This is a genomic window from Halobacteriovorax sp. JY17, from assembly GCF_002753895.1.
Lineage (GTDB): Bacteria > Bdellovibrionota > Bacteriovoracia > Bacteriovoracales > Bacteriovoracaceae > Halobacteriovorax.
In genome coordinates this window covers 713,005-737,647 of the sequence record NZ_NJER01000001.1, presented here as the reverse complement: position 1 = coordinate 737,647, position 24,643 = coordinate 713,005, and the positions used below count along the sequence as shown (strand labels likewise).

General features: G+C 37.7%; 22 protein-coding genes and 1 tRNA gene. 14 read left to right on the top strand and 9 right to left on the bottom strand.

The window, feature by feature from the left end; all coding sequences use genetic code 11:
* The first annotated feature begins 20 nt into the window (after positions 1–20).
* Positions 21–845 (top strand): NIF family HAD-type phosphatase, encoded by an 825-nt coding sequence (locus CES88_RS03330; RefSeq protein ID WP_290730908.1) that lies wholly within the window; start codon positions 21–23, stop codon positions 843–845.
* Positions 845–973, top strand: coding sequence for a hypothetical protein (locus tag CES88_RS03325; RefSeq protein ID WP_290730905.1), 129 nt, complete (start codon positions 845–847; stop codon positions 971–973). Before CES88_RS03330 ends, CES88_RS03325 begins: the two co-directional genes overlap by 1 nt.
* A gap of 10 nt (positions 974–983) precedes the next feature.
* On the opposite strand, the gene CES88_RS03320 is transcribed toward CES88_RS03325, so the two are convergent.
* Positions 984–2,000, bottom strand: coding sequence for a M12 family metallopeptidase (locus tag CES88_RS03320; RefSeq protein WP_290730903.1), 1,017 nt, complete (start codon positions 1,998–2,000; stop codon positions 984–986).
* A gap of 102 nt (positions 2,001–2,102) precedes the next feature.
* The gene (locus CES88_RS03315) at positions 2,103–2,387 is read right to left on the bottom strand and encodes a hypothetical protein (protein ID WP_290730901.1); all 285 of its coding nucleotides are present in this window, start codon (positions 2,385–2,387) and stop codon (positions 2,103–2,105) included.
* Between the two features lie 262 nt (positions 2,388–2,649).
* Here CES88_RS03315 and CES88_RS03310 point away from each other — a divergent pair, with 262 nt between their 5' ends.
* Positions 2,650–2,919, top strand: coding sequence for a hypothetical protein (locus CES88_RS03310; RefSeq protein WP_290730899.1), 270 nt, complete (start codon positions 2,650–2,652; stop codon positions 2,917–2,919).
* Between the two features lie 101 nt (positions 2,920–3,020).
* Here the strand turns inward: CES88_RS03310 and CES88_RS03305 are convergent.
* Positions 3,021–3,097 (bottom strand) — tRNA-Met (locus CES88_RS03305).
* Between the two features lie 98 nt (positions 3,098–3,195).
* On the opposite strand from CES88_RS03305, the gene tilS reads away from it, so the two are divergent.
* The 6 genes from tilS to CES88_RS03275 all read left to right on the top strand — a co-directional run bounded on the left by tilS (position 3,196) and on the right by CES88_RS03275 (position 10,023).
* Entirely contained in the window at positions 3,196–4,488 is a 1,293-nt protein-coding gene (tilS, locus tag CES88_RS03300; RefSeq protein WP_290730897.1) for a tRNA lysidine(34) synthetase TilS, read from the top strand.
* Positions 4,489–4,647: 159 nt separating this feature from the next.
* The gene (gene ftsH / locus CES88_RS03295) at positions 4,648–6,582 is read left to right on the top strand and encodes an ATP-dependent zinc metalloprotease FtsH (protein ID WP_290730895.1); all 1,935 of its coding nucleotides are present in this window, start codon (positions 4,648–4,650) and stop codon (positions 6,580–6,582) included.
* A gap of 34 nt (positions 6,583–6,616) precedes the next feature.
* A complete protein-coding gene (locus tag CES88_RS03290) occupies positions 6,617–7,423 on the top strand; it encodes a dihydropteroate synthase (protein ID WP_290730892.1) in 807 nt (268 codons plus the stop codon).
* A 99-nt stretch (positions 7,424–7,522) separates the two neighbouring features.
* Complete coding sequence (locus CES88_RS03285) at positions 7,523–8,575, top strand: serine protease (RefSeq protein ID WP_290730890.1); 1,053 nt, start codon at positions 7,523–7,525, stop codon at positions 8,573–8,575.
* Positions 8,576–8,642: 67 nt separating this feature from the next.
* Positions 8,643–9,062 (top strand): hypothetical protein, encoded by a 420-nt coding sequence (locus tag CES88_RS03280; RefSeq protein ID WP_290730888.1) that lies wholly within the window; start codon positions 8,643–8,645, stop codon positions 9,060–9,062.
* 88 nt (positions 9,063–9,150) lie between these two features.
* Positions 9,151–10,023, top strand: a complete 873-nt coding sequence (locus CES88_RS03275; RefSeq protein ID WP_290730887.1) for a serine protease — start codon at positions 9,151–9,153, stop codon at positions 10,021–10,023.
* A 59-nt stretch (positions 10,024–10,082) separates the two neighbouring features.
* On the opposite strand, the gene CES88_RS03270 is transcribed toward CES88_RS03275, so the two are convergent.
* Entirely contained in the window at positions 10,083–10,931 is an 849-nt protein-coding gene (locus CES88_RS03270) for a metallophosphoesterase family protein (protein WP_290730885.1), read from the bottom strand.
* Complete coding sequence (locus CES88_RS03265) at positions 10,932–12,272, bottom strand: hypothetical protein (RefSeq protein ID WP_290730883.1); 1,341 nt, start codon at positions 12,270–12,272, stop codon at positions 10,932–10,934.
* 269 nt (positions 12,273–12,541) lie between these two features.
* Here CES88_RS03265 and CES88_RS03260 point away from each other — a divergent pair, with 269 nt between their 5' ends.
* Complete coding sequence (locus CES88_RS03260) at positions 12,542–14,071, top strand: S8 family peptidase (protein WP_290730881.1); 1,530 nt, start codon at positions 12,542–12,544, stop codon at positions 14,069–14,071.
* Between the two features lie 16 nt (positions 14,072–14,087).
* Here the strand turns inward: CES88_RS03260 and CES88_RS03255 are convergent, their stop codons facing one another.
* The 4 genes from CES88_RS03255 to CES88_RS03240 form a co-directional block, all read right to left on the bottom strand.
* Positions 14,088–14,720 carry a hypothetical protein gene (locus CES88_RS03255; protein ID WP_290730879.1) on the bottom strand — a complete coding sequence of 211 codons (633 nt, stop codon included), beginning with the start codon at positions 14,718–14,720 and terminating at the stop codon, positions 14,088–14,090.
* Between the two features lie 108 nt (positions 14,721–14,828).
* Positions 14,829–15,485: a response regulator gene (locus CES88_RS03250; RefSeq protein WP_290730877.1), complete on the bottom strand. Its 657-nt coding sequence runs from the start codon at positions 15,483–15,485 to the stop codon at positions 14,829–14,831.
* An 85-nt stretch (positions 15,486–15,570) separates the two neighbouring features.
* Complete coding sequence (locus tag CES88_RS03245; RefSeq protein WP_290730875.1) at positions 15,571–16,254, bottom strand: response regulator transcription factor; 684 nt, start codon at positions 16,252–16,254, stop codon at positions 15,571–15,573.
* Positions 16,255–16,381: 127 nt separating this feature from the next.
* Positions 16,382–17,329: a D-glycerate dehydrogenase gene (locus CES88_RS03240; protein WP_290730873.1), complete on the bottom strand. Its 948-nt coding sequence runs from the start codon at positions 17,327–17,329 to the stop codon at positions 16,382–16,384.
* A 139-nt stretch (positions 17,330–17,468) separates the two neighbouring features.
* Here CES88_RS03240 and CES88_RS03235 point away from each other — a divergent pair, with 139 nt between their 5' ends.
* The 4 genes from CES88_RS03235 (at position 17,469) to CES88_RS03220 (ending at position 24,569) form a co-directional block, all read left to right on the top strand.
* A complete protein-coding gene (locus CES88_RS03235) occupies positions 17,469–18,809 on the top strand; it encodes a S8 family serine peptidase (RefSeq protein ID WP_290730871.1) in 1,341 nt (446 codons plus the stop codon).
* Positions 18,810–19,010: 201 nt separating this feature from the next.
* Positions 19,011–20,117: a TolC family protein gene (locus CES88_RS03230; protein WP_290730869.1), complete on the top strand. Its 1,107-nt coding sequence runs from the start codon at positions 19,011–19,013 to the stop codon at positions 20,115–20,117.
* Positions 20,110–21,456, top strand: coding sequence for an efflux RND transporter periplasmic adaptor subunit (locus CES88_RS03225; RefSeq protein WP_290730867.1), 1,347 nt, complete (start codon positions 20,110–20,112; stop codon positions 21,454–21,456). Before CES88_RS03230 ends, CES88_RS03225 begins: the two co-directional genes overlap by 8 nt.
* A complete protein-coding gene (locus CES88_RS03220; protein ID WP_290730866.1) occupies positions 21,453–24,569 on the top strand; it encodes a CusA/CzcA family heavy metal efflux RND transporter in 3,117 nt (1,038 codons plus the stop codon). Before CES88_RS03225 ends, CES88_RS03220 begins: the two co-directional genes overlap by 4 nt.
* Positions 24,570–24,643: the final 74 nt, after the last annotated feature.

The following is a 24,643-nucleotide window of genomic DNA, read 5'->3' as shown; positions in this document are numbered from 1 at the left end:
AAGTAGCCGAAAATATAGATGTGAATAAAGTTCTTTTCTTGATATTTTTGGTGTTAATTAGCTATGGGTGTGCAAACTCTGGGCGCGCTCCAGCGTCTAGAAGTGCCGAAAAAATTGATATTATTTTTGATTTAGATTGGACCCTTGTAAAACAAGTAGATACTCCTGGAATTTCTCGTACTAATTTTTTAGAAGTAAATGGAGAGTTCTACCGCTTAGGTGATGGAGCAATTGATCTCTTAGAATATCTCTTTGCAAGAAGTGAAGTTCGCGTGAGCTTCTTTAGTGGTGGAAAATTTGAGCGAAATAGTAAGCTCTTAAAGAAAATAAAAACAAAGTACGGAAGTGCTTTTGATAACGCCCATAAAGTTTTAAGTTACGATGATTTACTGGAAGTCTCAACAGATGTCACACTTGCCTTCTCTGAAAGATTAAAAAAGGATGTATCTTTAGTTAATAAGGATTTATCAAGAGTTCTCTTAATTGATGACGATAAGAGATTTATAGTGGGAGATTCACAGAGAAAAAATCTTCTATGGATGGGTGAGACTTATAAACACTTTGAAGAATTCTCTGATATTACTAATTCAAGTGATGTCTATTCCCCTAAGACTGAGACGAAATGGCTCTTTGACCGAAAGAAGCTCTACATGATTAAAGATATTCTTTCAGAGTCATTAGATGATAGTGATAATTTTCTTGAGCGAGTAGGCAAAGAGTCGATGAAGTGGAATTTTCTTCGCAATACTCCTACACTAGAGCAGAGACAGAAATTCTTAAAAGAACTAGGTAGCAATAGTTGTAGCGGAATAATGGAAATTTTTCTTATTCCTAGGAGATTATAGTGGATTCAAACGAAGCGATTAAAACACTGATGAAATTCATTATTGGTCTAACAATAGTCATCGGTTGTGTAGGGGCTTATTACAAATTAAGACCTACCGAGGCTCCATATGAAAGCCTCGATAATTAAAATCGAATTACTACTTTGAATTTCTCACGCATGCAGTGAAGTAATTATCAATTGCAGACATTGCTGTCATTCTTACTTTTACTGATCTATCTCTTGTTTGCTTTGTTAAATATAAATGATCTCCTTCACTAATTAAGGCACAATCATTCTGCTTATATTCCTTTAGTATCCACTCCCTCTCTTCTTGAGTGTCACTTATATGCATTCTTCCTACGACCTCTATCTCCAACTCTTCTTCATGAGGATATTCTCTTGCAATAAAAGTTTTATCGGCAAGTGATACACTTGTATCAAAGAATCCCTTAGTGGTATTAGATATATCCGAATAGAGCATAATAGATTGTTGGTCAAAGTCTGATAGTCCCATCCCATATTCTCTCGCTTCTTCATGAGTTATTCCTGTGAGATTGATCTTGCAGATTTTAAGATTTTCTGGCTTTTCCACATCTAATAAAAATTGATACCTGCAGATTTGGATCATTTCATCTTCGTCTTTGTAGAAGATTAAGTCTGGATGCTGATGCTCATGCATCAGACCTAGGGCATGCCCTATTTCATGGGCCGATTTTGATATAAATTTTATCTTTTGATCTGGAGACTCTTTAATATTTAAGTAAGAAATACTATCGGTAGAATTTATATTAAAGCGATTTCCAAGCGGAGAGAAATTTCCTTCATCCTTATTAAATTTCACTCTAATTGTATTGGTTTTAAATTTAGAATTTAATTTTCCACCTTGCTCCAAAGTTGAGTGAAACTCAAACTTCAAGTTTACATACTTCGCCCAGATCTCGATTGCTCTTTTAAAAAGAAACTTCTCCTCTAGGCTTCCATTCATAAAGAGTACATTTAGACTTTGCCCTGGGGCCCACTTATTCTTTTTGAGTATAATCTGTCCCTGCACACTCGCAAGTGCCATGAAACTTATTAGAATGATTCTAAGAATTAAGAATTTGGCCCTTTTCATACTTTCCTCAGTGACTACTTTTAACGTCATAAATGATACATATGAGCAAACTTTAAACATAGAGTTTGCTCATAGGATCTCCTAAGAGATTAATATCACTTAGCAATAATCGTTACTAGTACTCTATAAGCACAGAGCGTGCCAATGAAGTTACCCTAATTCTTAATTAGTGCAAAACGATCTAGAAGGTTTAGCAAAGATATACTGACCACTGCTATTTTGATCGACTAGAAATATTAGGGCCGAGCACTCATCTCTATTCATGGAATCAATATACTCCATTTTTAATTTTCTATTTCCAATAACTTCAATTTTTAGAAGTTCAATATCCCATTTCTGAGTATGTTCAATAAGGGCCTTGAACTTTTCTTGTGAACTTTGATTTGAAAAACTTCCAAAAGATGACATTGAAATAAGCACAAGTGCACTAAGTAATATTTTCTTCATAACTTCTCCTATGAGTAACAGTCTACGAGGTAAGTCTCATTGAGAGAAAGTTACACTTTGAAGCTACAAATATGAGAATAATCTAAAAATAGTGTAAAGATTGTGACTCATTTTTGAACCACAGGCATGTCGATAATTTTCGATTCAAAAATGAGCCAGAGTTTTTTCGTGGTTTTACTAATAGTGTTTCAGACCTATTAAATTTTACTGTAGTAATTTGTTTGAGGATAACCTCAATAAAATTTTATCTAGGAGAATTTATATGAAATCACTAATCATTACTGGGCTGCTTATTCTCTGCTTTAATTCATTTGCTGTTGATAGAGAAACTCCTTTTGAAGTCAGCGGAAAAATTACAAATTACTATGGCTATGAACTATCTGCAGAGGCCATTATGTGGTCAAATGCCCTTAAGTCCTGCGAAGATATTGGTCTTGTTAATAAACTGAGCAAAGTGAAATTTGAAACTTCAAATCACTTTTCAACTGCAACCGCTCGTTTTGTATGTCTAAGAGTAGGATCTGGGGAATAAGAATATAACTTACAGACATGGACTTTGTTAAAATAGTAAAAAAAAAGCTCCACAAAAGGAGCTTTATATTTATTGTGAATTTCTTGGTGAAGGACTCAAAATGGTAGCCAGAGGCAGATTTGAACTGCCGACCCCCGGGTTATGAATCCGGTGCTCTCACCAACTGAGCTACCCGGCTACGAATTCATTTTGACTGAGGCTGATATTAATAGACCTACTTAGCACCGTCAACAGATAATTGTAGAAAATCTCTCCTTTTTTCTATAAGTTATAAATATGAAAGCTCTAGATTCAGTGCAAAGTAAGTACGCAAGAGATGTATTTGAGCACGTCTATAAATTTATGAATTCAGTTGGGCACTTGTCGACTGATTCAATTACGGTGGCCCTCTCTGGAGGAGTGGATTCCGTCTCACTACTTTACTTACTTAAGTGGATAGAAATAAATAAGAATGGTCCAAGAATTTTCGCCCATCATATCAATCATGGAACGAGAGAGAAGAATACTCAGGAGCAGAAGTTTTGTGAGTCGCTTTGTAAATCTCTTTCAATTAATTTAAAAGTTTCAAAATTAAATTTAGATTTAAGAACTTCTGATTTTGAAAATTCAGCGCGAAAATTGCGCTATCAAGAATTTAAAAATGGACTCAGTGAAAAATCTCTCATGGCCCTAGGACATCATGTCGATGATTCATTTGAATGGAGCCTGATGCAACAGCTTCGAAGCTCAAACCTACGATCAACTCTTGGTATTCCAGTCTCTAATGGAAGTTATATAAGACCTCTCATGTGCCTAACGAAATTTCAAATAACGAAACTTGCAAAGGCCCTTTCACTTACTTGGCTTGAAGATCCTTCTAATAATGATGCCCGCTTTGATCGAAACTTCATTCGTGAAGTGACAAAGAGAAAACTTAGTAAGCGCTACCCACAACTTTTAAAGCACTATGTGAATAGATCAAATGAATTGGCAAAATTTCTAACTGTAAGCGCTTTTAAAGAGAGTAGAAGTAGTGAGAAAATCCTTAAGAAATCTTGGAAGGGACTGGCGATTTGCTTTATTAGCACGGATTATAAGTCCAATTTTCATTCATTAAACTCTGCCATTCATGAGGGCATTTGCTCACTCTCTGAAAGGGGGAGGGGAACTCTTCATAAGCAGATATCAAAGTTTATTCTAATGGGTGAGAATGGAAAGAGTGGGCCCTTGGAGTTCTCTGGCGGAGTCTATGGTTATCATTCAAAGGGATGTTTGTTTTTAGTGAATAGAGAAGGTCTAAGAGAGTTTGAATTGCTTGATGAGCTTACTTTGAACTTTCTTCGTTCAAGGCAAGCAGCTTCTCAGATTCCTGTGTCTGATTTAAAAAATAAGCTCTTTTACGAAGCAAAATCTTTCTGGCCATTTCTCATGTTTGGACCGCTAGAGAATGAGGCATCTTTAAAATCACTGCGTTCACAAAATCCACTTATGCCTAGAACAACTAAATATTGTCTAGAAAATGGGATTTGGTTTCAAAACCTGAGCAAAATCCTTGATATTTCGCACAAAAAGCTAGAATTTTACGTTTAATTTCCTAAAGTGCTATGTGCCATGGACTTTAATTTGTTACACTTAAAGGAATTATTCAGAGTTTGTTCGACTTGAATGATTGTAAATAGATAACTAAGATATTTAACTTATTATATTGGCTCACTATGAAGAGCTATTTAAAAGCTTTTAAGGAAGATAATGAAACAACAACAAAAAACTTGGACACTTTGGATATTTCTATTCTTGGCGATGGTCTTAATCTGGCAAGCGACAAATCAATCTCTCAATAAAGAAAAGACTGTCGACTACTCAACATTTCTGACTCAGGTTCAGGCGAAATTTGTTGATAATGTTACTTTCTTAGGTGATCTAACAATTAAAGGTCAATATAAAGAGACTTATGAAAATGGTGGGCACTTCACGGTTACTGCTAAAACTGATGAGTACACAAAGAAGTACCTATTAGATAATGGTGTAAATTTAAAATATAAGAAAGAACAATCGGGAAGTCTCTTTACGACTCTTCTTATTCAATGGGCTCCAATGCTTATTTTATTTGTTCTCTTTTGGTTCTTCTTAAAGCAGCTTCAGTCTGGTGGCGGAAAGGCCATGAGTTTTGGAAAGTCCAAAGCAAAACTTCTAAGCTCGCAAGACAAGAAAGTTACATTTGACGATGTCAGTGGTGTTCAAGAGGCGAAGGAAGAACTCTTTGAAGTAGTGGACTTCTTAAAAGATCCTAAGAAATATACTGGTCTTGGTGGGAAAATTCCTAAAGGGTGTCTCCTTGTAGGTCCTCCGGGAACAGGTAAGACATTACTTGCTAGAGCTGTTGCTGGTGAGGCCGACGTTCCATTCTTTTCAATTTCAGGTTCAGACTTTGTGGAAATGTTTGTTGGTGTTGGTGCTTCAAGAGTAAGAGATCTCTTTGAGCAAGGTAAGAAGCAAGCTCCTTGTATTATCTTTATTGATGAGATCGATGCAGTTGGACGTCACCGTGGACACGGTATGGGCGGTGGACACGATGAGAGAGAGCAGACTCTTAACCAACTCCTTGTTGAGATGGATGGATTTGAATCTAATGAAGGCGTGATTATCATGGCCGCAACAAATAGACTTGATGTTCTTGATCCAGCTCTTCTTCGTCCAGGTCGTTTTGATAGACGTGTTATGGTTGGTGCTCCTGATGTAAGAGGCCGTCTTGGAATTTTAAAAGTTCACGCAAGAAAAACTCCTCTTCATGAAGATGTAGACCTAGAAGTTGTTGCTAAAGGAACTCCTGGATTCACAGGTGCTGACCTTGCTAACCTTGTTAATGAAGCGGCACTTACAGCTGCTCGTCTTGGTAAGAAGAAGCTTGAAATGGGTGACTTTGAATCAGCGAAAGATAAAGTGCTAATGGGGCCAGAGAGAAAATCAATGGTTATTTCAGATAAAGAGAAGCGTGTGACAGCTTATCACGAAGCGGGACACACTCTTGTTGGAATGAATCTTCCTCATACAGACCCAATTCACAAAGTTTCTATTATGCCTAGAGGAGGAGCACTTGGTGTGACTCAAACTCTTCCAAGTGAAGATATGCATAACCTTACTAAATCAAAATCAGAAAACCTTATTGCCTTTTTAATGGGTGGACGTTGTGCTGAAGAGATTGCTTTTAATGAAATAACTAACGGTGCTTCTAATGATATTGAAAGAGCAACTCAACTTGCTCATAGCATGGTGTGTTCATGGGGGATGTCTAGCGCTCTAGGGCCTAGAAACTTCTCTAAGCCAGGTGGATCTCCATTTGGTGGACCAGGTTCAGATGCGATTGGATACTCTGATGAAACGTCAAAAGATATCGATGCTGAAATTCATAAATTCATTGATGATAACTATAAGCTTGCGCTAAAGATTCTAAACGAAAATAGAGATGCTCTAGATAGACTTTCAGAGGGGTTAATCCTCTGGGAAACTCTAGATCTTAAGCAAGTGGAAGCTCTAATCGCTGGGGAAGATATTGGAGTTCCAATTATTTCTGAGCCAAAGAAAGAGGAGCCAAAAGAAGATAAGTCCAATGAAGCTCCTGTTCAGGCAGAAGTTCCAAAGAAGGACGACGACTCTTCTAAAGAAGGCGGGCCTGTTCCAGTTTAATTTAAACGAAGATTTTAATTTTAAGATGATGGGGGTGATTAATATCACCCCTAATTCGTTTTCAGACGGAGGAAAGTTCACTGACCTCTCTTCAATACAAGCGCAGATAAATCTCTTTAGAAAATACAATTGTAAGTACTTCGACTTTGGAGCGGAGTCTAGCGCGCCCTTCAATAAAGCAATTTCAAGAGAAGAAGAGCTAGAACGTCTAGGGCCTCTATTTGAACTCATAAGAGAGGGAGAGTTTAAAGAGGATGAAATTCTTTCGTTTGATACATATAAGATTGAAACTTTTAGAGAGGCCATCTCTCTTATAAGAGATCTTGGACTTAGAAATAAGGTGATCTTTAATGACGTTTCTGGAAGTTTAGATAGCGAAGTATTTAGCCTTATGCATGAATTTGAGTTTGACTACGTTTATTCTCATTGTCTTGTCCCAGACCGCGCAGAGACTTTGAAGCATATGTCTTTTCTTAGTGAGAAAGTCGATCTTTGTAATTACTTTGAAAGAGCTCGCAAAGAGTTTTCTAGGCGCGGACTTTTAGAGCGAGTGATTTTTGATCCTTGTTTTGGTTTTTCTAAGACGGCAGAGCAGAATTTAGAATTAATTGAGAATATTGAATCATGGATTGGTAGTGGAGATAGATGGCTTCTTGGTATCTCTAGAAAATCCTTTCTTCGGGGGCTTTCAATTTCTGACAAGAGGGACGAGCAATTCCTTTTTAGTGAGCTCTTACACAGTCAAATACTTGTAAATTGGATGAATAAATTACAGGAATCCGAGGTTCTCATTCGTCTTCATGACCCCAAAGTCTTCCAAAGTGCTCTTTTAGTGAAATAATTCCCCGATTTCTTCTATACATATTATTGTATTTTAATTAGTTGTTGCGCGACGCGCTGATTTACCGTAAAAGTTCTTATCAAAAAAATAGGAGAATATATGACTATGTCACCAAAGGTAGTAGTATCTGCACTACTATTAGCTTCAGCAATGAATGTAAGTGCTTATAGAGCAAAAGTCGTCTACGGCGATGATAATAGAGTGCTTGCGCAGGACTCATCAAATAGTGAGTTTAGGGAATGGTCAAAGGCCACGGCCGCTATGATTCCTAACTCTAGTATTAGATTTCCTCGTGCTGAAGATAGATTTCCTGACACAGTTACAATATATGATAAATCTAACCTTGGTGAAGAATACGGACTTTGTAAGGGAGAGACTTTTTCTGAAATGATCAATCCTGCAAATTGTAGTGGTTTCTTAGTTGAAGAGGCTGGAGAGCAGTATTTAATTACAGCTGGTCATTGTGTGGAAACGTCTATGGACTGTGAAAACAGCTCATGGGTATTTGGTTTTACTTCTGACAAAGTGACAGAGAAGTATGACGACAGGGCCTTCATTCCGGCAAAGGATGTTTATAAGTGTTCTGAAGTTGTTGATCAAGTTTTAGAGCGTGGATCAGAAAATGATTACGCTGTTATTAAGCTAGATCGAAAAGTTGAAGGAATCACTCCTCTTAAATTTAGAAAAGAAGGAAAGGTTGATGCCTCTTCTGAAATGGTTGTTATTGGACACCCGTCGGGACTTCCAACAATTATCGATGACAAAGGTTCAATTAGAGAAAATGAAAATGATTTCTACTTCGTTGCAAACTTAGATACTTTTGGTGGAAATTCTGGTTCAGCAGTATTAAACGTTAGTACAGGTGAAGTTGAAGGTATTCTTGTTCGTGGTGAAACTGATTATGAGTACGTGGCCCAGGATAGTGAGAATGGTGGTTGTAAAATAGTTCTTAAGTGTGATGAAGGTGATTGTCGTGGTGAAGACGTTACTAGAATTACAAATATTGAACTTTTGACAGGAAAGCCAGGTCCTGTTTATGTAGCGCCAGTAGATACGAATCCATACTCAGGATACAACCCTTGGACTGATCCTGATCATTGGTATGATAATATCTACAATGAGTATGATGACTATAATTTTCTAATTGATTAAATAGTGAAAGGCCCTTCAAGGGCCTTTTTTTATAGGCGCAATCAACTTCTTCCCTTAAAATAAACCTATGACTTTACGAATAGGGCAAATAGCACTTCATTCAAAAGATAATAAAACTCTCGCTTCTTTTTTAAGTGAATTACTTGATATGGAAATTTCATTTAGTGGTGAAGCGGTACGACTATCCAATGAATCATTTAACATAATTATTATTGAAGATCAGGAAATGAGTGGTAAGAATTCAATGGTAATTGATTTTTTCACTGACTCATTCGAAGAATTGCAAGGACTCATACAAAAAGTTGAGTTCATTAAATATCGTTATCGCATTACTTTTGTTACTGATGAGGGAAAAATCCTTGATGAGGTAAAGATTCATAATGTCGGTCACTTGCACTACTTTTTCCTCTCAGATACGGACGGAAGAAGATGGAAATTTTCCTACCGAGAAATAAAGACGCCAGTTGTCAATCCCTTTGTAAAATAAATGTAAGAAATTGTAAGTGTACATTGAGTTATTCACTCGGTTTAATGCTTCTACCCTTTAACAGGCAATTTATAAAAGGAAGGTTCCAATGAAATTAAGGATGATCGCAGCAGCAGCACTTGCATTTACAGCACTAACTGTAAACGCATCTATGGATAAAGTAGTTTACGGTGAAGACAATAGACTAGATATCTTTGAAACAACTAACCCAACTCATTTAAAACTAGCAAAAGCAACAGCTGCTCTTGTTAAGTCTTATAATGTACAAGATATGAGAAACGGAGAAGCTAAACTTAGCGGTGGAAGCTTAAGCGTTTGTTCTGATGAGAAATTCAACGGACAATTAACAGCTGCATTCTGTTCAGGTTTTCTAGTAAACCACGAAGGTAAGCAATTTATGGTAACTGCAGGTCACTGTGTTACTAGCCAGTCTGATTGTACTGGAACTAAGTTTGTATTTGATTACGCAGTTACTGCTGCAGGTCAAACTGAGCATAAAGTAAATACTTCAAGTGTTTACAGCTGTAAGAAGCTAATTGATAGACAATTAAATAGATCTAATCAGAATGATTATGCTGTTATCGAGCTTTCTAAAGAAGTTACTGATAGAGAAGCACTATCTTTTAGAACTACTGGGAAAATCAACAACGGTGAAGAGATTCTTGTTATTGGTCACCCATCAGGTCTTCCAACTAAAGTTGCTGGAGATGCTTTTGTAAGAAATAACAATAACTCAACTTACTTTGCAACTAACCTTGATACTTTTGGTGGTAACTCAGGTTCAGCGGTATTTAACGCAAGAACTGGAGAAGTTGAAGGTATCCTAGTTAGAGGACACAACGACTATACTTACAGAACTGGTCCAGATGGTAAGAGATGTAAAGCTCCTGAGTACTGTTCAATGGACGGTTGTAGAGGTGAAGACGTTACAAGAACAACTTCAATCGAATTCTTCCAATAAGAAATAAATAAATTAACACTTATAAATCAGGCCTATCTTCGGATAGGCCTTTTTTTGGATTAAAGATTACTATTAAAGGAGAAAGAGAGCTCTAAGAGTGGAACTCCTTGGCTACTTCTCTGCTCTGTCGGAATCATATCTTGGTTAGGCCAAAGTCCAGATAAGAGAGAGTTCGCGTATTCTTTTGGTAATCTATTTTCTAACATTGATTCGGAAGCCGCTTGGGAGTCATAGGTAAAAGACTTGAGGTTCGCAGTCATTTCTTCCTCAATAATTAATTCGAGGTACCACGCTCTCTTTGTCCCATCATTTGCTGGCATTCCGATAACTCCAGTATTGAGCCACACTTTCTCTCCTATATTTTTGGCAAAGGGGATTCCGCTATGGCCAGCAACAATGATGGAAGCATCACTTCTTACTAGACTCAATTCTTCTTGAAAGCTTTTAATGGAAGTTTTTTCAAAGAAGAATTTTGAAATATTCTCTACGCCTCCGTGAATAATTCTAATGCCACCAAGCTTAGTTTCTATTTCAAGTTGTTCTGGAAAAGTCTTCAGATAGGAGAGTGATTTCTCACTTATATTTTCTCTAATGAAATTATACCAATTATTAGAGAGTAGGTCGCACTCGGAACCTTCTTTGAAGTTACAGCCACAAGAATCTTCATCATTTATGATTTGTTGTTCTACATTTCCTTGAATTGAAGTAATTCCCCATTCTTCTAGAAGAGACAGTGTTTCATTCGGGTTAGCGCAATAAGCGGTGGTATCTCCCGTACAGAAAATATTCTTTGGAGAAATATTTCTCTCATTTAAAATTTTCTGTAATTCTCTTGTCGCTTGAAGATTGCTATAGGGACCTCCGAAGAAGTAGAGGGCCTTCGCTTCTCTTCTTTCTAGAGTTTTCAATTATCTTTCTCTTCTTGGCACTAGGTACGCCAAGAGAATAAAGAGACCAAATGAGATAATTGTTCCTAGGATATTAGTATAGAGTAGAACTCCGTACTTTCCTGCTCCTACTGATCCACTAATTGATTTCGTCGCTAGCATGAAACCAAAGATTATTCCAACGAGCACACTCCCGTAGTAGGAGGCCTTGCCTGCTCTCTTCCAAGAAGAGAAGATAAATACTGGAGCAAGTCCGATGACCATCGTTCCACTAACTGTTGTTGCACTCAAAATAGAGGGACCGGCGTGAATCATAATATTTCCAAGAATTGCTAGTGTGATCATTGAAATTCTTGCAAGAAGAATTTTGTCCATTTTAATTTTTGAAAATAAATCGATAGAGACAAGTTTTCCAATTGAAGTAAAGGTTGAATCAATTGTAGAGCTGGCACTACTGAGCATAATGACGTTCATGATGATAACAAGCGGCAGTCCAAAACTCTTGGCCGTTTCAATGATGACATTTCCTTCAAGGCCCGCAGTCTTAAAGTAAATACCAATGAAGCTAAAAATAAAAATAAAAATAAAACCTAGAATCCCTGAGAGGATAAATCCTTTAAGCATCTTTTTCTTATCAGTAATAAAACCTCTATCAGTCATTACTGGATCGTGAAACGGGTAACTCCAAATTTGAATGAAGGCCACGAGGATTAAATCCACTCCACCGCTTAAAGACCAGTGAGTATTACTTAAGGCCATCGGAAGATCTGTCTTCGGGAGAATAAATCCTAGAAGAAGAAGGACGAGAAAAGTTGTAAGAGTCATCTGAATAACATCAGTGAGAATACTGCTTCTAAGGCCAGACTTTAAAGAATAGAGAAGAACTAGTGCGGTTGTTACCCAAGTCGCCGCGATAAAAGACCCCGAACCATTTGGACCAAAGAATTGACCAACTACCATTGTGTTAGACCAGATCTCATTCCAGAGTCTAAAGACAAGAATAAAAGAGAAGAGCCAAGTCGCGCCTTTTCCAAACTTGGTATTTAAAAATTCATGAATACTATTAAAGCCCGCTGTCTTTAGTCTATAAATTGTAAAACCGGCCACTATAAAAGAGAGCCAATAGGTTGCATAGGCAATACCTCCTACCATAGAGAAAGAGGCCCCAAGGCTTGCTGAATTGTAAATGGACTTAGCAAAAATCCATGAGATAAGTAGAGATGACGTAAGGGTTTTTAAACCAATTTCAGAACCATTCTCTTCTTTTCCACTAAAGAATTGTGCGAGACGATTTCCAGGCTTAAGTCTTGGTGAAATGAAATACATAATGCCTGAGAAGGTAAGAAGAATTGCCCAATTCATATTTTTTCCTAAATAAAGTTATTTATATAAGTGTATTAACTTTTGAATTTGTTACAAGAATAAACTGGTTTTCTTGTTTATTGTACGGACAACTCTTGTCGGGTATATGCGTCAAAAAACCACCATCTATTTTGACACTAGGGGTGTTTTGCGAGGTTTATCTAGTTGAAAGTATGTTCCAAAATCTGGCACAGATAATGCTTATATAGGAGTAGCTTCTAGGATGGGAGCTGTGAGAACGAGATTAATATTCATCAAGGAAGATGATTGTGAGAGACTCTACCCCTAAGTTAATTCTTGGCGTCTTGGCCTGTATTTTTACAATTGAAGCGAGCGCCAAGAATAGACTTATCATTAAGTACAAACCGTTCATTCAAACAGAGAACTTTAAATCGAGTTCTAGATTCGTTAAGAAAAATTTCAAAGATAGAAAGAAGATGAAAGAGGAGTATGAGGCGTTAAAGAACTCATCTCTAGTTGAGTATGTAGAGGTTGATACTCTTATGAATACTCAAGAAATAGATATTACATCAACATCTAATGATACAAGACTTTCTGAACAGTGGGCACTTGGAAATAGCGACGGAGGTATTGAGGCCTTTGAAGCTTGGGATAGTTATAAAGGCAGTAGCTCAACAGTTGTAGCAGTTGTTGATACTGGAATCGTTAGTCATAGTGATATTAATTCTAAAATACTTCCTGGTTACGATATGATTAGTGATAACTCTTTTGCTAATGACGGAGACGGAAGAGATAGTGACCCAAGCGATCCGGGAGATTGGATTGCTTACGGAGACTCTTGCTATCAAGGCTCTACAAGAAATTCTTCATGGCATGGAACTCATGTGGCGGGAATAATCGCAGCTCAGAGTAATAACTCTAAAGGAGTTGCGGGCGTAAATTGGAACGCAAAGATTCTTCCTGTGCGCGCTCTTGGAAAGTGCGGTGGTTACACTTCAGATATTGCCGACGCCGTTAAATGGGCGGCAGGTGTTGCAGTAAGTGGAGCGCCTACCAATGCAAACCCTGCCTCAGTTATTAATCTCTCTCTTGGTGGAACAGGTCCTTGCAGTGCTTATATGCAAGATGCAATTAATCAGGCCAAGGCAAGAGGGGCAGTTGTTGTGGTGGCCGCTGGAAATAGTAGTGCGAACCTAGATACCACTGACTTTACTCCTGCAAATTGTCAGGGGGTCTTAGTTGTAGGGTCAAGCACACAGAATGGTTATAGAAGTTCATTTTCAAACTACGGGAAAATTGTCGACGTCTCCGCCCCAGGAGGGGGAAATGGGTCGAGCGTTATAAGTCTTGGAAACGCGGGAAGTACAACTCCTTCAAGTGAGAGTTACGTCTATCAGAGTGGAACAAGTATGGCCGCTCCCCATGTGGCAGGCATTGTCTCTCTTATGAAGGGAGTGAATCCTGGACTTTATCCTGATCAGCTTATGGCCCTTGTGAAAGAGGCCGCAAAATCTTTTCCGTGGTCTAGTGGATGTGATGAAGATAAGTGTGGAACTGGAATTGCTCTTGCTTGGAGATCTATTCAATTGGCCGCGGCGGAAAGCCCTGATTCAACTTTTGAAGATGATGAAGATGCAAGTGCGGGAACGGCTCCTGTAAGTTCAGGTCCAACTCTTACTACATCAACTGATTCTGGAGGGATTTGTGGAAGCGTGATCTATAAAGATAGAAAGGATACGACGAGTTCAGGTGGCGGATCATTATTTCTTATGCTTGGTTTTATTTTGGTAGCTCTTAGAACTTTAAAGAAGAAAAATTCTGAAGCTAGCAACTGCTAACTTCAGAAGAAAAATATTATCTACATTGTGTTTCGAAAGTAACAACTCTACTAGTGCTTACATCATTACCTTGAAATTGACCTACAGTTTCAGAAGTTGATGGCTCTAATACTTTAAGTCTCATCTGAGTATTTCTAGTTGATAGATAGTACTCAACTCTTCTATTTCCCCAGTACGTTACAGGAACTTGTGAACACTCTGATCTACAAACTTCATGTCCTCTTCCATTGATGTGACAAACTGTTCTACATCTTGGTTCGTATCTTGTGTAAGAACAAGTTTCTCTTTCTCTACGAGTTTCTCCGCGAGTGTAATCAGTTTTAATTCTTCCATCAAAGTCATAGATTTGCTTTACATCAGAACCTTGAATATAGAACTCATCGTCTCTTTCATTGATATTTAAATTATCTGGAAGTTTAATCTTAATTGTCTTATCAATTCCTGATAGATCAATCTTTAAGTTCTCAAAGCCCGTGAAGTTAAACTCTGCTTTATACTCTCTAGCAGGAACTTTTACGCTTACATATTTACTAGAAAATAAACTCTTCTTTGTTTTAAAAACTAGGTCTTTCTGTGCTTTAAACGTTCCATCTAAGTCATTACAAGCTGTAAGTCCTAGTAGTGTTACTAATAATAGTAATTGTTTCATTTGATCTCCCATGTGAATAAATACTTTTGATAATACTATGAAATTTTTCACACATAGGAAAGGGGAGTTTGGGAGAATGTTAAAATTACAATACAAGATTTCAGTAACTTATGCTGCTTGGTCTAAGTATTGGCAAGTGATTAGAACTCTTTCGTCTAAGATTTCACAATTGTCGACAATGCAGTTGATGGGCATATTGGTTTGTTTATACTTCTTTAACTTCTCTGAATTGATTTGAATGGTGGAGTGGATCGGCAGCTCTTCTCTGGAGTAGAGGATGACGTTATTTTCATCGAACTCCACGACTTGAAAGTCATGAATGATATTTGTAATTTCTAAAAGAGAGATAAATTCTTTATCTTGATCGGGGACAGGGTGTTTTGTAATTTCCATAAATTCATAAATTCTCTCGACAAGAATTTCTATATTCTCCGATTTTAAAAAATATTCGTTGGCCCCTAGTTTAAATGATGTTTCAATTTCTAAGAGATCGTGCTTATCACTCAGGACGCAGATCTTAAATTTAAAGAGGGATTTATTCTTACTTTCTTTTAGTGCTGAAAGAAATTCGAGGCCACTCAGCTCGGGCATCATAAGGTCTAGGAGAATGAGATCTACTTCTGCGTAATTTTCTTTTACGTAGTCAAGGCCAGCGACAGGGTGCTTGAAAGACTTAATTTTAAACCCTTCTCTTTCTAAATTCTTTTTAAGAACCGCAGTGTAGTCTAAACAATCATCAATGAGAACAACATTTTTGCCAAGCATAACAACTCCCTTTAGAAGCATTAATACTATTAAAGCGTAATACCCATGCAGAAATGTGAACCAAAAATGAATTTCTATTCATCATTTATGCAGCTGCGATGATCTTATATCCTTCGCCGTAGACAGACTTAATCTGAAAGTTGGACTTCTTAATCTTTCTTCGTAGCGCTGAAATATAAGTGTCAATCATGCGATCGTTGGCCGAGAAATTCCCTGGAGCAATATGATTTAATATTTTCTCTCGGCTTAGAACTCGATTAGTATTCTTTAAAAGCAAATGAATGATTTTAAATTCACTGCTTGTAAAATGAACTCTCTCCCCAATGACTACAACTTCCTGTGATGGAATATTGAGAGTGATGTCTTCGTAATTTTGAATTTCATTTTGATCTGTTCTAGAAATATTTTTAAGAACAGAATTTACAACTTCTTTAAGCTCTTCCGCTTCAAAAGGTTTTTCTATATATTGAATGGCCCCAAGCTTATAGCCAGTTACGCGACTATTGCTTCCAGTCTTAGAAGAGAGAAAAATAATAGGTGTATTCTTTAGTTCGTCCCTAGATTTTAATTGGCTACATATTTCGTAACCACTGGTATCTGGCATCATAATATCTAAGAGTATTAGCTCAGGCGCAAATTCTACCGCCTTCGTTAAGGCCTCTTCACTATTTTCTGCCATAGCGAGAATATACTTATCACCAAGAATTTTTTGAACTAAAACTCTGATGTCCTCACTGTCATCAACGATTAGAATTTTAGATTTCATCATACTTGCCTCACTTTCTATTGATAATAAATATATTTTATTCCTTTGTGAGACATTTCAACCTATATATTTTCTAAAGATTTGGTTTTTCCTTAAGTTATTGTAATTTGGACTAATAACTGTCTAAAAGTTAGTTAATTCCTGCGGTAAGTTTGTCCCCATTTAGTCCATTGAGTATATTTGTTGCCACTAGCTTGCTCATTTGAGATCTGGCAATTTGGGTGGCCGAACCAATATGTGGGGTTATAACCACATTCTCTAGGCCAAGAAGTGGAGAATCCTTACTCATGGGTTCGGGATTTGTGACATCTAGGCCTGCACCCCAAATGACTCTCTCCCTAATGGCCTTCTCTAGATCTTCTTCATTATGAACTTGTCCTCTGGCGGTATTAATAAAAATAGCGCTCTCTTTCATTTTCTTAAAAGCTTCAAAGTTAAAAAGATCCTCTGTTTCACTATTTAAGTCACAGTGGATACTTATGACATCACTCTTAGAGAGAAGTTCTTCAAGGCTCACTCTCTGCCCTTGAAAGTCTGGCTTCTCACTTCTAGAGCAGTAGAGAATCTCCATTCCAAAGGCCTTATTGCAAGTCTCTGCGAAACATTGCCCGATCCTTCCTGCGCCAAAGATACCAAGAGTTTTTCCACGCATACTCTGTCCAATAAAACCTAGTGGCTCCCAGCCTTTCCAATTTCCACTTTCAATTGAGCGCATGGACTCAGTGATTTTTCTCGAAACATCTAAAAGGAGTGAGAGGGCGAGATCAGCGGTGGCCTCAGTAAGAACATCTGGTGTGTTGCCAATTTTAATTCCAAACTCAGTGGCCGCACTCACATCAATATTATTATATCCAACAGCGTAATTGGAAATGACTTTCAAATGCTGATTGGCGCTTAGAAAGTCGCGATCGATTTTGTCACTAAGCATTGTTATAAGTGCGTCAGAAGCTTTGGCCTCTAGATAGAGTTCTTCAGTTGTAAGAGGAGAGTCGCCGTGATGGACGATTACATGGTGACCTTCGCTTTGCAGCATGAGAGTTGCGTCCTCTAAAATTGGTTTTGTAATGAAAATACGCATGAATTCTCCCTATATGACAGCAAATGAAAGGTTTTTTAACAAGACTCTAACTTGTTTATTTTCAATAATATTAACGTTAAATTTATTTATTTCAAGTTATCTATAGACGGATAATTATATGTTCCCATAGGAGGTTCCCATGAAGAAAATGGCCCTAGGACTCGGTCTTTTATTTTCATTTAGTACATTAGCTTCGACTGTTGCCATTATCGATTCTGGTACAGATCTAAAGCACAAAGAGCTTGCTCCAAAAGCATGGATCAATTCTGTTGAAATCCCAAATAATAATAGAGATGAAGATAGAAATGGTTATCAAGATGATATCAATGGTTGGAACTTCGCTGAAAGTAATAACCAAATTATTGATTACAAATATCTTGGAACTCTAAACGAAGACATCAGAAAATTCTTTGTTGTTCAAGAGAAAAGTATGAGAGGAACTGCGACTGAAGAAGAAAAGCAGTGGGCAAGAGAAATTGTTAAAGATGAAGCTTTTATCAAGAGAATTTCTATTTACGGTAACTTCATGCATGGAACTCACGTTGCTGGTATCGCTGCAAAGAAAGCTGATCAAGCAAAAATTCTTGCAGTAAAACTTATCCCAACTGAAGTGAAGCTTCCGGGACAAGATAAGATTTCTAAGAAAGATAGTTTTGCTCTTAAAATGTTTAAGAAAGGTCTAGAGCTTCTTGCGAATCAACAAGCGGCAATGATGGAAGAGATTGGTTACTATGTAGACGGACATAAGGCCGACGTAGCTAACGGATCGTTTGGAACTGGTTATCCACAGGCCATGCAAATCACAGCAATGCTTTATAAGACTCTCTTTAGAAAAGACCCAACTCCTGAGCTTAATCATGAGTTAAGTATTGTTTTTCTAGAGGCTGCTGTTAGAGAGAACGCTAGATTAGTTGAAGCTGCTCCAAATACTCTATTCGTCTTTGCTGCTGGTAACGACGGACTTGATAATGACAAGTTCCCAACTTCTCCAACAAATATTCAATCTGATAATGTTATTTCTGTTGCCGCAACAATGGGAAGACTTGCTATCGCTCCTTTTTCTAACTACGGAAAGGGAATGGTTGATGTTGCAGCTCCTGGTGTAGGAATTCTTTCTACGGCTCCAGGTGATGAGTATGTTAAAGTTTCTGGAACTTCACAAGCGGCACCATATGTTGCAAATATCGCTGCGAGAGTAAAAGATGCTAACCCATCACTTGCTCCTGTTGATATTAAGAAGATCATCATGGGAACTGTTGATTACAAGAACTACCTAACTGATAAAGTTGTAACTGGTGGTCTTGTAAATACAGGGCGTGCTGTTCAGGCCGGAATTCTTTCAAATACAAGAAGTGTTGAAGACTCAATCTCTACTTCAAGAGAGCAAGTTGCAGACGTTATTGTAGACGGAAATCTTAAGTCACTTCCTTCAATGGGAGAGGCATTTGTTCTTCCGCTACCTTCAATGTTTAAATTCTAATAAGTTACATACAAAAGGGAGGATTTCTTCCTCCCTTTGTCACAAAAACCTCTTTGCTCTCGTATTATCCAGTATATGTACTTAAGTAACCCTCTTGAGAAATTTACTATGTTGAAAATTTGTTTTTTATTGATGCTATCTCTGAATTCCTTTGCGCTCACTTTTAATGAAGCGGTAGAGATCCTAAGCTCGCACTCAAGTGTGGAATCTATAATAGGGATGTCAAACTCTACGAAAGAGGTAGGCGCTTCAAAGGGATCATGGGGTGATCCCATGTTTAAGGTCGCCGCGAAGAATTTTCCAAAAGACTCTTTAAAGAGAGATGAAACTCCTATGACAGGAGTTGAGTTTGGTATATCTCAAAAAATATCTCTTACAAATAAGTATGGAGTAATTGAAGACTCTTTTAGAGAGCTTTCTAAATCCTATGAGTTCGAAGCGGGGGACTTAAAAAGAAGGCTTACAAGGTCTCTTTGGGAGATTCTTATTTTAAAGAGAAAGACAAATGAAGAAAGAGAAATCTTAAAAGAAAATCTTCTCTGGTTAGAAAAGATTCTTAAAGTAAGTAAGAAGCTCTATGTGAATGGTAAAACTTCTCAACAAGCTATTCTAGAAATTCAAATAAGAAAGTCTGAAGTTGAGATTCAATTAAATAGTAGAGAGTTTGAACTCTTAAAAATTAAAAATGGTCTTAAGTATCTCTTAGGAGAAAAGTTCTCACGAATTAAAGAAGGAACAATCCCTTGGCATATTTTGAATAAAGAGAACAAAGAGAGTAAAGACTTTAAGGAACTCTCTCTACAATCTAAGGTTCAAGCAAAGGATCTCGCTCTCTCCGCTGCTAATAAAGACTATATTCCCGATATTACCTTCTCTCTAGGTTATACTAAGAGATCTGATATCGATGGGCGGGGAGATTTTGTTGGGGCCTCGGTGAGCTTTCCACTTCCATTTTCTGGAGATAAGTATTCCAAGAAAGGAAGTGCTGTTTTTGAAAAGTATACAGCGAAGAAAGAATTTGAAAATTATGAGAAAAAGAAAAATAGAGATTCCGAAATCTTAAAGTATGAAATAAGTAAGGCTGAAAAAGATCTCTTTATTTTAAACTCTAAGATGATTAAATTTGCAAAGAATTCTAGAGCGATTACTTCTAAGTCCTACGGTCTTGGAAACTCTAGCTATCTTGAGCTTCTTCAGTCGGAATTAAAATTACAAAATATACTCATATTAAAGAGTGACCTTCTCTCAAAGAGGGATTCATTTAAAGTCGCTTTAAAATATACGTTAGGGGAAAAGCTCAGTGAATAAATTAATCTATTGCCTATTTCTCATATTATTTCTTGGGTGCTCTAAGAGTGAAACTCCTATGGAGAGTAAGGCTTCGTCCAGTAAGGTCTCTAGCTATTACACGTGTTCTATGCACCCTAGTGTTAAAGAAAGTAAACCTGGTAAGTGCCCTATCTGTCATATGAATTTAACTAAGGTTGAAGTAGAAGAATCTTCTCATGAAAATCACTTACATAGTGAGGAAGCTCCAAAGGCCGTGGTATGGCAGTGTAAAGACCACCCAGAAGTTAAGAGTGAAGTAGAGGAAGAGTGCCCAATTGATGGGACAATGATGGTGAGAGTCCATAATTCTAACGCTTCGGCAGTAGTTGCTAGTGTAAAACTTAGAAAGGCCCAGCTAGGTCACTTCAAACCGTCGTACTTTCCTGTGACAAGTATGTTGATGACAAAGAAGGTGAGGTTACTTGGCTCTGTTCTTCAATCAGAAGAGAAAGAGAGTAGTATTCCTGCACGAATTGGTGGAAGGGTTGAAAAAGTCTATGTGAAGTCCACAGGAAGTTTTGTGAAGGAAGGTGATCCTGTTGTAGATATTTACAGTCCTAAACTCATCACTGCTGGCGAGGAGTATCTACTGGCAAGGGATAGTTCTAAGAATTCTAAAAGTCGTGAGTTCAAAGAAATGGTCTCTCAAACTGAGGAGAGATTGAAGCTCTGGGGAATTCGATCGGAACAATATGAATCTTGGTATAAACAGAAGAAGGTTCCAAAGAAGATTACAATTTTTTCAAATACAACAGGAATAGTAAGAAAGAGAAATGCTTCTGTTGGAAGCTATTTTAAGGAAGGGCAAAACTTCTTTGATCTCTCTGATCTCTCTGATGTGTGGGTAGAGATGGATGTCTATGAGAGAGAGGCAACACTTGTAGAAATAGGACAGAAAGTAGAGCTTGAGTTTACTTCTCTTCCTGGTGAGTTTGTTACCGGAGTCATCGACTTTATAAATCCTGTTCTCGACTCTAAGTCTAGAACATTAAAGGTTAGAGCAACTATTAAAAACTCAAGTGGAAAATTAAAACCTGGAATGATTGCGAATGCTGTTTTAAAAATAGATTTAAGAGGTTCACCTCTAGTGGTTCCAAGAAGTGCCATTATCGATACGGGAAAGAGAAAAGTTGTCTGGGTTAAAGTAAGCGATAAGGAATTTAGAGCAAAGACTATCTCTTCGGGGTTTGAATCTGATGGCTATGTAGAAATAAAAGACGGATTAAAGGAAGGAGAAGAAGTTGTAATTGAAGGTAACTTCCTTCTCGATGCACAAGCGCAACTCTTTGGGGGTTATGAAGAGATGAGTGATCTATGATTCAAAATCTTATTGAATTCTCCATTAGAAAGAGAGCTTATGTCGTTATCATTTTTTGTTTTATAGCGCTTCTCTCTATTTTCTCTCTAAAGACAGCAAGAGTTGATGCGATTCCTGATATTGGTGAAAACCAACAAATCGTTTTTACAGAATGGGCGGGAAGATCTCCTAAAGATATTGAAGAACAGGTGACTTATCCTTTAAGTGTAATGATGCAGGGACTTCCTGGCGTAAAAAATATTAGAGGAACTTCAGCATTTGGATTCTCTATTATCTATATTATTTTCAATGATGATGTTGACTTCTATTGGAGTAGAAGCCGAGTCCTAGAGAAGCTTTCAACAACTTCTAAAGAACTTCCTCCAGGTGTAACCCCTAAGATGGGGCCTGATGCCACAGGGCTTGGACAAGTTTTTTGGTACACAGTTGAGAATGATCCAACAGCTAGTAATCCAAAATCTTTAGCGGAGCTTAGATCTATTCAAGACTTCTATATTCGCTACCTCTTACAAAGTGTAGAAGGAGTAAGCGAAGTCGCAAGTATTGGCGGCTTTGTAAAAGAATATCAAATTGATGTGGACCCTAATAAACTCATCGCTTTTGATATCCATTTCTCAGCGCTTGTTAAGGCCATTGGTGAGAGCAATATTGACGTTGGCGCAGAAGTTATAGAAGACGGAGATAGAGAATTTATCGTGAGAGGTAAGGGTTTCTTTAAATCTCTGGCAGATATTGAAAACGTCGTCGTAGCGGTAAAAAATAAGTCTCCTATTAGGGTGAGTGATCTCGCCTCTGTTCATCTTGGCCCGGCCTTTAGAAGGGGCGCGCTAGATAAGAATGGGGTTGAATCCGTTGGCGGTGTGGTGACCATGCGCTTTGGGGAAAATCCAAAGGAAGTAATAGATAAAGTTAAAAAGAAAATTAAAACCGTAGAACAAGGTCTTCCTAAAGGTGTGAAGTTAGTTCCCTTCTATGATCGAACAGAAGTTATAGAGAGAACTATGGGAACTGTTTATAGCTCTCTTTCTCAAGAGATTATTATCACTGTCATTGTTATTCTTCTCTTTCTCTTGCACTTTAAGTCTTCTGTCTTAGTGACATTAACTCTTCCTTTTGGTGTGGGTATTAGTTTCATTCTCATGAAAGTTTTAAATATCGATTCAAATGTCATGAGTTTATCTGGTCTCGTTATCGCTATTGGTTCAATGGTGGATATGGGAATTATCATGACGGAGAATATTTACTCTAGTCTTGCTCAGAAGCCTCTTGCAAGTGCAAGGGAGCGTATCGAAATCACCATTTCTTCTGCTAGGGAAGTTGGCCCTGCCATTTTGACGGCAGTTGCGACAACTATTGTAACCTTCTTACCAGTCTTTGCTCTTGAAGGAAGTGAGGGAAAGTTATTTGGTCCTCTCGCTTGGGCAAAAACTCTCGCCATGTTTGGCTCTGTGGTCGTTGCCATTATTTTGGTGCCAGCACTGTCAGTATTCTTTCTAAAAGGTGAATTAAGGCCTGTAGAAAAGAATAAGGTCAGTAAATTTCTAGTTAACACTTATAAGCCAATTTTAAATTGGACTCTTGAGCATAGAAGAATTTTTTTGATTCTTCCTCTCATTATTTTTATTCTGGGATGTTATTCATATACAAGACTTGGAAAGGAATTTATGCCTTCTCTTAATGAAGGGGAAATCCTCTATATGCCAGTAACGACTCCCGATGTGAGTATGACAAAGGCAAGAGAGCTCTTGGCCTATACGGATAAGGTTTTAAAGGCACATCCCCTAGTCGAGAATGCTATTGGTAAGCTGGGGAGAGCTGATACAGCAATTGATCCAGCTCCTGTGGCGATGTTTGAAACTATTGTCAAACTTGTACCTGAAGATCAATGGCCAAGTGGAACTTCTATTTACGATATTATGAATGAGCTAGATTTAAAGTTACAGGTTCCTGGACTTGTAAACGCTTGGCTCTTTCCTATTGAAAATAGAATAGCAATGATTTCAACAGGGATTAAAACTCAAATTGGAATTAAAATCTTTGGTGATAATTTGAAGACGTTAGAGTCTCTCGCCTCAAAAATTGGCGCATTGATTGAAAAAGTTGATGGAGGCTATGGAATTTATGCAGAGAAAATAACAGGAAAGCCTTATATTGAATTTGATATTGATCGCGTTGCCGCAAGTCGCTACGGAATAAATACGGGAACGATTAATAGAATTTTGCAGACTGCTGTTGGTGGGATGAGTATAGGGCAGTTTATTGAAGGCAGAGAGCGCTATCCTATTCGTGTTCGCTACAAGAAAGAGCTTAGAGATAGAATAGATGAGTTAAAGAAAGTTCTTGTTCCAAGTCCTCTGGGCCAACATATTCCTCTTGAGCAATTAGCTGAAATAAAAGTTGTGACTGGCCCTGCGGCCATACAATCTGAAAATGGAATGCTTCGCTCACTTGTTCTCTTAAACGTACAAGGAAGAGATCTTATTGGGTTTGTGGAGGAAGCAAAGCTTCTTGTAGAAAAAGAGATAGAGCTCCCTAAGGGTTATTCTATTTCCTGGGCAGGACAATATGAAAATCAAGTGAGATCAAATAATAGACTCTTACTTCTTATTCCCTTCGCTCTTTTAATAAATTTATTTCTCATTTTTTTGGGTATAAAGAATCTTCGAAATTCGGCGATTATCTTTAGTGCTGTTCCCGTTGCATTTTCAGGAGGGCTCATTCTTTTATGGATTGGAGGATTTAATACTTCCGTTGCTGTATGGGTTGGATTTATTGCTCTCTTTGGTATCGCCGTTGATGATGGTGTCGTGATGATGACTTACTTACAAGAGTCTATTAAGAACACTGTTCCTAAGAATTGGACAGAGCTAAAACAATGTATCATAGAAGCTGGCTCTAGGAGAATTAGGCCTTTGGTAATGACTACAACTACAACTGTTGTCGCTCTCATTCCAATCATGTGGTCAACGAGTACTGGTAGTGAAGTCATGAAACCGATGGCAATCCCAACTCTTGGGGGAATGCTTGTCGCCTCTATTACTTTATTTATTGTACCAGTTGTCTTTTCTTATTTTGAACAGAAGAAAATTAGAGCTTATATAAGTACTGATTAAGTGTGTCCGTGTTTTTTCTATGTTTGATTGTTTTTTTATAATCAGATTAGACGTTAGAGTCTATTGAGATGAGA